Origin of the sequence: Microbacterium sp. 13-71-7 (assembly GCF_002257455.1) — a bacterium.
GTDB lineage: Bacteria > Actinomycetota > Actinomycetes > Actinomycetales > Microbacteriaceae > Microbacterium.
The window spans coordinates 1-10546 of sequence record NZ_NCKN01000139.1 but is presented as its reverse complement, the minus strand read 5'-3'; the positions used below and the strand labels follow the sequence as shown (position 1 = coordinate 10546).

Annotated in this window: 10 protein-coding genes; 3 read left to right on the top strand and 7 right to left on the bottom strand. The window is 70.3% G+C overall.

What is annotated here, in order from left to right; genetic code table 11:
* Positions 1-303 precede the first annotated feature (303 nt).
* From B7X32_RS13505 to B7X32_RS13490, 4 genes are all read right to left on the bottom strand, one after another.
* Positions 304-1311, bottom strand: a complete 1008-nt coding sequence (locus B7X32_RS13505; protein WP_292720503.1) for a hypothetical protein — start codon at positions 1309-1311, stop codon at positions 304-306.
* Entirely contained in the window at positions 1308-2534 is a 1227-nt protein-coding gene (locus tag B7X32_RS13500; protein WP_292720500.1) for an ATP-binding protein, read from the bottom strand. The genes B7X32_RS13505 and B7X32_RS13500 overlap by 4 nt, the downstream gene beginning before the upstream one ends.
* 71 nt (positions 2535-2605) lie before the next feature.
* Positions 2606-3271, bottom strand: a complete 666-nt coding sequence (locus tag B7X32_RS13495; RefSeq protein ID WP_292720498.1) for a response regulator transcription factor — start codon at positions 3269-3271, stop codon at positions 2606-2608.
* A 71-nt stretch (positions 3272-3342) separates the two neighbouring features.
* Entirely contained in the window at positions 3343-4617 is a 1275-nt protein-coding gene (locus B7X32_RS13490; RefSeq protein WP_292720495.1) for a TRAM domain-containing protein, read from the bottom strand.
* A gap of 72 nt (positions 4618-4689) precedes the next feature.
* Here B7X32_RS13490 and B7X32_RS13485 point away from each other — a divergent pair, with 72 nt between their 5' ends.
* Together B7X32_RS13485 and B7X32_RS13480 are read left to right on the top strand one after the other, a co-directional pair.
* Positions 4690-5349, top strand: coding sequence for a Maf family protein (locus tag B7X32_RS13485; protein ID WP_292720492.1), 660 nt, complete (start codon positions 4690-4692; stop codon positions 5347-5349).
* A gap of 106 nt (positions 5350-5455) precedes the next feature.
* The gene (locus B7X32_RS13480) at positions 5456-7225 is read left to right on the top strand and encodes a biotin carboxylase N-terminal domain-containing protein (RefSeq protein ID WP_292720490.1); all 1770 of its coding nucleotides are present in this window, start codon (positions 5456-5458) and stop codon (positions 7223-7225) included.
* Positions 7226-7477: 252 nt separating this feature from the next.
* On the opposite strand, the gene B7X32_RS13475 is transcribed toward B7X32_RS13480, so the two are convergent.
* Complete coding sequence (locus B7X32_RS13475) at positions 7478-7897, bottom strand: hypothetical protein (protein ID WP_292720488.1); 420 nt, start codon at positions 7895-7897, stop codon at positions 7478-7480.
* Positions 7898-7935: 38 nt separating this feature from the next.
* Here B7X32_RS13475 and B7X32_RS13470 point away from each other — a divergent pair, with 38 nt between their 5' ends.
* Positions 7936-8259, top strand: coding sequence for a helix-turn-helix domain-containing protein (locus B7X32_RS13470; protein ID WP_292720484.1), 324 nt, complete (start codon positions 7936-7938; stop codon positions 8257-8259).
* 107 nt (positions 8260-8366) lie between these two features.
* Here B7X32_RS13470 and B7X32_RS13465 read toward each other — a convergent pair whose 3' ends face one another.
* Positions 8367-9068: a CPBP family intramembrane glutamic endopeptidase gene (locus tag B7X32_RS13465; protein ID WP_292720481.1), complete on the bottom strand. Its 702-nt coding sequence runs from the start codon at positions 9066-9068 to the stop codon at positions 8367-8369.
* 379 nt (positions 9069-9447) lie between these two features.
* Positions 9448-10546, bottom strand: a 1099-nt coding sequence (locus tag B7X32_RS13460; RefSeq protein ID WP_292720479.1) for an NAD(P)H-quinone dehydrogenase, incomplete at its 5' end; no start/stop codon positions are given.

The window sequence follows — 10546 nt, the reverse complement described above, 5'->3', positions numbered from 1 at the left end:
CCTACAGACATCACTCTTGCAACCCGGAAGACTCTTTCTTGCAACGCTTCGCGTTCGACCGGATCTCTGCCACAGGGTAGGTAGACGATCTCCGGTCTCTGCGGGCAGTTTTCGGGTAACTGTTCCGCACCTGGCGAGGGGCGGGCGGCTTCGCCGCCCCTCGCCCTTTCTCTTCCCACGGACCTTCTTCCGCGGAGAGATGCCTGCCGTTCGCAGGCTGCCGGCCCGCCTTTCGCAGGCCGATCGTCTGCCGCTCGCAGCGCGGCAGGCGTGCCGGTCAGCGCATGCGGATCCGCGGAAGGATCACGCCTCGTGCGAGCGCGGGATCTCGCGCCACAGCTCGACCGAGTCCTCGTCGGAGGACTCTCCCGCGGCGGAGCGTCCGACCACGGTGACCGCGATCCGCGCATCCCTCGGAGCGCGGATGATCAGCCGCGCGGAGGACGAGTCCGCGAGCACATCGGCCAGTTCCTCGCGGATCAGGCCCTTGGTCTGCTCGTCGAGACCCTCCAGCCCGCCGTCGTCGAACACGGTCACGGTCGCGCCCCTCGCACGCGCCGTCTCGATCGCCGCGCGGGCGCGCTCGTTGAGCAGCTCTCCGCCACGGATCTCGTCGCGGAGCCGCCCCTCGGCGAGATGCGCCTCCTGGCGCTCCTCGACGGACAGATCACCCCGGGTCGCGATGACCCTGGAGAGGATCGGCCCCGCGACCGCGAGGGCGTACTGGACGCGTTCGCGGCGCTCGCGCTGACGGACGGTCTGCGTCGCCTGCCAGGCCGACGCCGCCTGCTGGATGCCCGCCAGACGATCGGTGTCCCGCACCGCGCGTCGCCAGAAGGCGACCAGCAGCTGGGCGATCACCATCCACACCGTGGATCCGACCAGCCCGAGGCCGAGCGCGTCGAGGAAGCCGATCCACAGCGTCGACGCGATCGTGAGCAGGAACAGCACCAGCCACCCCGCGAGGGGGCGGCGGCGCACGATGCAGACCACGCCGATCAGTCCCACGGAGCCGATGTACCAGGTGGCGTAGGGAGCGCGCAGCGCCCCGGGATCCAGGCCGAGGTTGCTCAGCTGCGGGATCGCGATCGTGGACGCGAGCGCGAGACCTGCGGCCCAGCGCGGCATCTTCACCACGCGGGCGGCCCCGACGATGGCGATCACCGCGAACGACACGAGGTAGATCACGACCGCCAGCAGCACCAGCAGCGGGCGAGGCGGCGGCGACGTCCACCACAGCGCCCTCGCCGAGAAGTAGCAGGCGAACACGAGCGCGAGCCCGGTCGCCACCATCCGGACGGTGAGCCTCATGTCCGCGACCAGCCCAGCGTGACGACCGTGCCTCGACGGTCGGAGTCGATCGTGGCGCTGCCGCCGACCGCCGCCATCCTGGCGAGGATCGACGCGCGGATCCCGAGTCGGTCGGCGCCGACCTGCGACGGGTCGAACCCGTGACCGGTGTCGCTGACCTTGACGGTGAGCCCCGTGTCGCCGTGTCCCTCGACGACCACGGCGAGTCCGCGGGCGGAGGCGTGCGCGACCGCGTTCCCGATCGCCTGCCGCGCGGCGAGGGCCATCGCGCGGGCGACGCGGTCGGGGACGGCGCCGTGTCCGAACTGCTCGACCTCGATCGTCAGGCCCATCTGCGTCACCGCGCGGCGCAGATCCTCGGCGAGCAGTTCGACCTCGACCGGCTCGTCGCTGCCCTCCTGCGCCGGGGCCTCGGCGTTCGCGAGACGGGTCAGCGCCTCCCTCGCCATCTCCATCGCCAGGGAGCGCTCCCGGTCGGTCCCTGCGCGCTCGGCGGCGATCAGCGCGGCGAGCACGCTGTCGTGCATGAGCGCCGCCACGGCGACGCGCTCGTGCTCGACCGCTTCGGCGGAGGCGGCCGCGGTGTAGAGCGCGACCGCGCGACCCCTGGCGTCGTCGACGCCGTTCGCGACCGATCGGAACATCCAGCCCAGCGCGACCAGCACGAGCCCGAGGATCAGCGTGAAGGAGACGTCGAACGCCGTGACGATCCAGAAGTCCGCTCCGAAGTCGCCCTGCACGAGTCGCACGGCGCCGTAGACGAACGGGCCGACGAGCGCCCACGCGACCTGCACGCCGAGGGGGAAGGCGACGACCGCCGCGACGCCGGCCACGTTGACGAGGAAGAAGATCCACGGCTGGTCCGTCGGGACGAGGTTCTTGTGCGTCGCCACGAACGGCCACAGCAGCAGGTCGACGAGGTAGGCGACGAAGAAGATCCCCGCGGTGAGACGCACCCCGCGTCCGAGCGTGCAGGACACCAGCATCGCGAGCCACGGCACGAACACCAGCGCCATCATCGAGACGTGCGGCGCATCGACGACCCGCATCTTGACGAGGGCGTTCACGAGCGCCTGGGTGCCGAGCGCGAGCGCGCCGACTCCGACGACGATCGCGATGATGCGCTCCATCCGCCGTCCGGCGAAGCGCTCCAGCTCCTGGCCGACCTCGCCGGGCGTGGGGATCTTCTCCCACGCCTCTTTGAGACCCTGATCCGCCGACACGCGCTCAGCCCCTCGGCTGCGGCGCCGGGATCGCGCTCACCGCGGCCGGTCCCCCGCGGCGCCCGCTCCGCTCAGGCGACACCCTGCGGATCCTCCTGCGCCGTCTCCACGATGCCGTCCTCCATCGCACGCCGCAGCAGGTCCACCTTGGTGGGTGCGGGGCGCCCGACCTCGACGTACTTGACCCTGATGCGGGTGATGTTCTCCTTGGCCGTCGAATAGGCGACGCCGAGCCGCTCCGCCACGACCTTGAGCGGCAGTCCCGTCGCGTACAGGCGCAGCACCTCGCGCTCACGGGTGGACAGCTGCGCGTCCGCGAACGCCGTGTCGCCGTCGACCGCGTTCGCCCACTCCACGTTGTTCAGCGCCTCGCCCCGCGCGACCGTGCGCACGGCGGCGATCACGTCGTCCAGCGGCGAGGACTTGCTGATGACGCCCGCCGCCCCTGCGGCGAGCGCCTCGCGCACCGACACCGGGCGGTCGGCCACGCTGTGGATGACCACGCTGGAGCCGTCGGCGACGAGCCGGGTGACGTTCTCGGTCACGGTGGTGCCGTCGCCCAGGGTGAGATCGAGCACCACGACGTCGGCGGGGGCGTTGCCCGCGCGGCTTCGTGCATCGAGGTACTCGGCGACGCCGGCGCCCGCGAAGACGACGTCGAAGGACGCCCGCTCGAGCGCGGCGGCGAGTCCCAGACGAACGGACTCGTGGTCGTCGATCAGGGCTACGCTGCTCACGGTCTCACCCTATCCCGTGGCCCGGCGGGTCCACGCTCCTCTTCGGCCGGGGGCGGTCCGCCCGGCCCGGCTCACCGTGTGAGCAGCGCCACGGTCTCCAGGTGGTGGGAGTGCGGGAACAGGTCGAAGGCGCGCAGTGTCCGCGGCTCGAATCCGAGGCCGCGGAACGTGGCGAGATCCCGGGCAAGCGCGACGGGGTCGCAGGCCACGTAGGCGATCGCCGCCGGATCCAGTGCGGCGACGTCCTCCACGACGGCGCGTCCTGCGCCGGAGCGGGGCGGATCCAGGATCACGGTGCCGCCCGCCACGCCCTCGGTCGCCTCGCCGCCCCCGCGCAGGAAGCGGTCCACGCGCGCGGTGACCGCCTGCACGCCGAGATCGCGGAGGTTCGCGGCCGCATGCCGGGTGGCGCGAGCGGAGGACTCGACGGTGGTGATCCGCCGTGCGCCGAGCCGCGCCAGCGTGGCGGAGAACAGACCGACGCCGCCGTACAGGTCGAGGTGGGCGGCGTCCGGATCGACCCGCCCGTCGAGCAGCTCGGCGACGGCGCCGTCGAGGAGCCCCGCGGCGGCCGGGTGGATCTGCCAGAACCCGTCGGCGTCGAGCGTGAAGGACCGCTCGCCGACGCGCTCGACGATGGTCTCGGGAGCGGGGCGCCGCGGCCCGCGCCGTCCCCTGGTCCCGTGTGCGAGGCGCTCTGCCTCGGTGCGCAGCACGCGGCGCACCTCGCCGTCGGCGGGTTCGACGAGTTCGATCCGGCCTTCGGGCAGCCCGCGCAGCTCCCGCGCCGCGGCGTCGACCGCGGGCCGTGCCAGCACATGCGCGGCGACCGGCACGACGCGATGGCTGCGCGCGGCGAAGGGGCCGATGCGCCCCTCGTCGTCTACGTGCAGGGTGACCCTGGTGCGCCAGTTCTCGTCCGTTCCCGTGGCCTCGACCTCCGGGGCGTCGATGCCCCCGCCGGCGAAGCGATCAAGGGCCTCCTGCAGCACCCGGCGCTTGAGCACGCGCTGGTGCGCGACGTCGATGTGCCCGAGGTCCGCGCCTCCCGGCCGCTGCTCCGGCGCTCGCGACACGTCGGCCTCCGGCCACACGTGCGGGCGCCGGTGCTCCGAGGCGTCGAGCACCTCGACGGTCTCGGCCCGCCAGAACGACCGCTTGTCGGCGCCGTCGCCCGCTGAGCCGGACGAGGGGTCGGCCAGTCGCGCACGCACCCGTTCGCCGGGGATCGCATCCGAGACGAACACCACGCGTCCCTCGTGCCGGGCGATGAAGACGCCGCCGTGCGCGATGGCGGTCACGTCGAGGTCGAGAAGGGCGCCCTCGGACGCGTGGGAATCGGTCACCCCTCGATCATCCCAGACGTCGGCGCCCACCCGCCGCCGGATCAGGATCCGCCGCACCGCTAGCGTGGACTCATGCGCGTGTGCCTCGCCTCCACCTCGCCCGCCCGGCTCGCCCTCCTGCGGCAGAGCGGCATCGAACCGCTGTGCCTGAGCCCCGATGTGGACGAGGACGCGGTCGCCGCCGCCGAAGCGGACCGGCTCGGCCGGAAACTCGCGCCGGAGGAGGTCGTGCTGCTGCTCGGGCGCGCGAAGGCCGCCGACGTCGCCGCGCGGATCCACGACACGCACCCGGGGTTCGAGGGGATCGTGATCGGCGGCGACTCCATGTTCGAGCTCGACGGCGAGGTGCACGGCAAGCCGCACACGCCGGAGCGGGCCCTGGCGCGCTGGCACGCCATGCGCGGCCGGACCGGCGTGCTGCATTCCGGGCACAGCATCATCCTGGTGCGCCCCGGCGCGCCCGCCGAGGAGGCGCACGCGGTCGCCGAGGCCGCCGTGACGTTCGCCGCGGACATCGACGACGCCGAGCTCGAGCGGTACATCGCCACCGGGGAGCCGCTGCTCGTCGCGGGCGCCTTCACGGTGGACAGCCTCGGCGGCGCCTTCATCGAACGGGTCGACGGCGACCCCTCCACGGTCGTCGGCATGTCGCTGTCCACCCTCCGGCACCTCGCCGGACGGCTCGGGATCCGCTGGACCGACCTGTGGAACGCGGTGCCGCCCTCCTCCTGAGTCGACGCCCCGGGGATCCGCTTCGTAGGATCCGGGACGCGTTCCGCGCCGATTCTTGTGGAGAGTCGTCAAAAATATCGGCCGCGCTGTCGATAGGCTGACATTCATGCCTGCCATCGCCAAGGTGCTCGTCGCCAACCGCGGCGAGATCGCCGTCCGCATCATCCGCGCCGCGCGCGACTCCGGTCTCTCCTCCGTCGCCGTCTACGCGGACCAGGACCGTGACGCCATGCACACGCGCCTGGCCGACGAGGCCTACGCCCTCGACGGATCCACGAGCGCCGACACCTACCTGCAGATCGACAAGATCCTGTCGGTGGCCCGCCGCGCCGGGGCCGACGCCGTGCACCCCGGCTACGGCTTCCTCGCCGAGAACGCCGAGTTCGCCCGTGCCGTGATCGGTGCGGGCATGGTGTGGATCGGCCCCTCCCCCGAGGCCATCGAGGCGCTGGGCGACAAGGTCACCGCGCGTCACGTCGCCGAGAAGGTGGGCGCGCCGCTCGCCCCCGGCACCCCCGGCCCGGTCGAGACGGCCGCCGAGGTGGTCGAGTTCGCCGAGAAGGTGGGCCTGCCCATCGCGATCAAGGCCGCCTACGGCGGCGGCGGGCGCGGCCTCAAGGTCGCGCGCGAGCTCGACGAGGTCGCCGAGCTGTTCGAGTCCGCCACCCGCGAGGCCGTCGCCGCCTTCGGCCGCGGCGAGTGCTTCGTGGAGAAGTACCTCGACAAGCCGCGCCACGTCGAGACGCAGTGCCTCGCCGACGCCGAGGGCAACGTCGTCGTCATCTCGACGCGCGACTGCTCGCTGCAGCGCCGGCACCAGAAGCTCGTCGAGGAGGCGCCGGCGCCGTTCCTCACCGAGGAGCAGAACGCCCTGCTGTACTCGGCGTCCAAGGCCATCCTCAAGGAGGTCGGCTACGTCGGCGCCGGAACCTGCGAGTTCCTCATCGGCGCCGACGGCACGGTGTCCTTCCTCGAGGTGAACACCCGCCTGCAGGTCGAGCACCCGGTCTCCGAGGAGGTCACCGGCATCGACCTCGTCCGCGAGCAGTTCCGCATCGCGGCCGGCGGCACCATCGACTACGACGACCCCGCCCCGCAGGGCCACTCGATCGAGTTCCGCATCAACGGCGAGGACCCGGGCCGCGGGTTCCTGCCGCAGCCCGGTCCGATCCACGTCTTCAAGACGTTCGGCGGTCCCGGCCTGCGCCTGGACTCTGGCGTGACCGCGGGCGATGTCGTCTCCGGCGCGTTCGACTCCCTGCTCGCGAAGATCATCGTGACCGGCAAGGACCGTGCAGAGGCGCTCGAGCGCTCGCGGCGCGCCCTCGACGAGTTCGAGGTCTCCGGCCTTCCGACCGTGCTGCCGTTCCACCGCAAGGTCGTGAACGACCCCGCCTTCACCGCCGAGGACGGCCGTTTCGGCGTCTACACGCGCTGGATCGAGACCGAGTTCGTCAACGACATCCCTGCCTGGGACGGCGAGCTGGAGGCCGCGGCCGAGCCCAAGGGTCGGCACACGGTCGTCGTCGAGGTGGCAGGCAAGCGCCTCGAGGTCAGCCTTCCCGACCGCGTCGCCGCGTCCGTCGTCGGCACCGGTGGGCGTCCCGCGGCGGTCCCGCCGTCGCGCCGCAGCCACGCCAAGACCGTGAACGCCGGCGCGTCCGGCGATGCGGTGAAGTCGCCGATGCAGGCCACGGTCGTCAAGGTCGCCGTCGAAGAGGGCCAGCAGGTCGTCAAGGGCGATCTGGTGGTCGTGCTCGAGGCGATGAAGATGGAGCAGCCGCTGCAGGCGCACAAGGACGGCGTGATCGGCAACATCAACGCCGATGCCGGCGCGACCGTGTCGGCCGGACACCAGCTCCTCACGATCAGCTGACGGACCGCTGAGGCCCCGAAGGGCCGAACGACGAAGAAGCGGCGCTCCCCGGAAGGGGGCGCCGCTTCTTCGTCGTCTCCGCGTCAGTTCGCGATGTAGACCTGGTACTACGCCCGCGAGTGTTGGCAATGATTGGATGACGTTGGGCATGGTGGTTATGCCTGGTCAGCCCGTCGATTCGAGTGTTGTCGTTGATTGGGGCGAGGTGTGCATGGTTGGCACTTCTGCGGACTTTCTGCGGACTTGCGGACCTCAGAGGGTCGGCGCCGGGGTGTACGGAGGCGCCGTCTTCCAGTGATCGACCCGCGGCTCCGGGTCGGAGTAGTCGGGGACGTTCGCCACCCAGTCGGCCGCTTCCTCTTCGATGTACACGACGAGCCTTGCGGTGGGCTTGAGGAACCGCGGCCCGGCCCCACGAAACCGCAGGTCCCGGATCCGCCACAGCGGAACATCGGGCATGACCTCCTGCAGTCGCGCTTCGTTGATGTAGGTGCGGCGCCGGAGCCGATCAAGGTCCGCGTCGTGGTAGATGTATCGCCGATCGGCCGTGACCACGCGGCGGTTGGCGTAGCCGGGTCCGGACACCCATTCGAGCGAGACCGTGCTCTCGAGCCAGCGCCGAAACAAGAGCTCGTCGTAGATGACCTCGCCATCGCTGAGGGTGATGCTCACGGACCAAGTCTGAGCAGTGCACTTTAGAGTCGGGCCGCATGGATCCTCGTGAACGCACCATCCGTGAGATAGCTGACCACTTGGCGCGAGCGCTCCTCGCTGCTGCCGAGTATGCGGAGAATCACCGTGATCCCTCGGCGCCGCCTCCGCAGACCGAGACGATGGTCAACCGAGCTCGCGGACACCTCCTCTCGATCGAAGACGTCGCTGCTCAGCTTGGCGTCCCGGTCAAGACGATCTACTACTGGCGCACCCTGCACCCGGAATATGGGCCGCCGGCGATCAAGGTCGGGAAGTACCTGCGTTGGAGGCCGGCCGACGTGGAGGCGTGGATCGACGCGCAGGAGCATGAGAAGGCGTGACATCTCCGACTGCAATGACAACGAAGCCTCTTGCAATCAAGTGGTTGCGTTGACGTGTTAAGACTGTTGCGTCCGGAGGAAGCCGGTATCAGATCAAGCTGGCGCACTCAGTGGGAAGCCTTGTGATGAGGTCTCCCGAAGGCAAACAGGAGGACACCGAACGCGACGTAGGCGACCGAGATGAGCCCTTCACCGAGGGTGGATAGTTCGCCGCCGCCGAGGATAACGCTCGCGTTCGCGAAGCCGTGGGCGACGACGAGCGGGAGGATCCAGCGGTAGAGCACCTGGTAGGCGGCGAGTGCAAAACCGAAACAGGCGGAAGCGACGACGTTGAGCAGAATATCGACTGGGTCCCGCGTCGGCGTAGTGATAAACAGCGACAGGTGCGCGAAGCCGAACAGAGTGGCCGAGATGATTGCGACGGTGACGGGGCGGAGCGCCCGGCGTAGCGTGCCAACGATGGCTGCTCGATTCACGAGTTCCTCGTTCAGCGCCGCCAGCGCGAGCGTCACGATCCACAAGGCGAGACCTGGCGGAGGCACCGAGACAGTCCCGAATGCAAAGCGCAACGTTCCCTCCAGGAGCAGCGGGAGCATCCACAGCAGCGCGCGCCAGGAAGCCTTGACGCGGAGGACGCGTTCCTGCTTCCAGAGGCCGAGCACGCTGATCGCGGCGATCCCATAGAGCACGCAGCAGACGTTGACGAAGAGTCCAAGGTACCAGCCTGCAACGCCGAACACCGGCGCCACGGCCAGGGATCCAAGGATCACGAGGAACCTCGCGGCCTCGAGCGATACAGCGATGCCCACGGCTCGTCCTTCGGAAACGCCTGCGGGCACTCTCCGACACTACTCGGGATGGGGATCTCGTAGATCGGGGCTGGGCCCCGATTCGGTGAACATCAACTAAACCATTCTCCCGCACGCGCCGGAGGTTGGCGGCCATGTGCGGACGATTCGCGATGGACGCCAAGACCGACGAGCTGATCCAGGAGTTCGTCGCCAGCGGCGGCGACCCCCAGGACTGGTGGAAGGAATAGCACGGGTCCTACTCGATCGCGCCGACCGACCAGGCGCCGATCATCCGGGATCGGCCGGACTCTGCGGACCGTACGCGGGAGGCCGTGGACAGCGTTCTCGGCACTCTTGCGGACTCATCGCGGACGGGCTGGTCAGCGCTAAATCCCCCTCAGTTCGCGATGTAGACCTGGTGCATCGCGCGGGTGGCGTCGGTGATGCTGCTCGTGATCGACGGGTAGGCGGCGAACACGCGCGACACCTGGTCGACGTTGAGCCGGCGCTCCACGGCGATCGCGAGCGGGTAGATCAGCTCGGAGGCGCGCGGGGCGACGATCACCGCGCCGATGACCGTGCCGGATCCCTTGCGCGCGATGATCTTCACGAAGCCGTCGCGGATCCCCTGCATCTTGGCGCGCGGGTTGGCGGCGAGCGGCAGCTTGTAGGCGATGCCGTCGGCCACGCCGTCCTCGATGTCCTTCTCGGAGAAGCCGATCGTCGCGATCTCCGGGGCGGTGAAGATGTTGGCGGTGATCTTCAGCTTCTCGAGCGGGATCACGATGTCGCCGAGGGCGTGGAACACGGCCGTGCGGCCCTGCATCGAGGCCACGGAGGCGAGCGGGAAGAAGTTCGTGCAGTCGCCGACCGCGTAGATGTTCGAGACCGAGGTGCGGGCGACCCTGTTGACGCGGATGTGGCCCGACGCGGTCAGCTCGACGCCGACGTCCTCGAGGCCGATCCCCGCCGTGTTCGGGATGGATCCGACTGCCATCAGGCAGTGGCTGCCCTCGACCGTGCGACCGTCCGACAGGGTCACGGTGACGCCGTCCGCCGTGCGCTCGACCTTGTCGGCGCGGGACTTGGACAGCACCTGCATGCCGCCCCGCTTGAAGACCTTCTCGAGCACGTGCGCCGCGTCCTGGTCCTCACCGGGGAGCACCTGGTCGCGGCTGGAGATCAGGGTGACCTTCGCGCCGAGGTTCATGTACGCGGACGCGAACTCGGCGCCCGTGACGCCAGAGCCGACCACGATGAGGTGCTCGGGCAGCGTCTTCATGTCATACAGCTGCGTCCAGGTGAGGATCCGCTCGCCGTCCGGCTTGGCGGAGTCCAGCTCGCGGGGGGACGCCCCCACCGCGACGATGAGGGTGTCGGCCTCGACGCGGTCGAACTCGGTGCCGTCCACGGAGGTGGCGACGACGATCGCGTTCGGACCGTCCAGGCGACCGTGACCCGAGAGGATCGTCACGCCCGCGTCCAGCAGCGTCGTG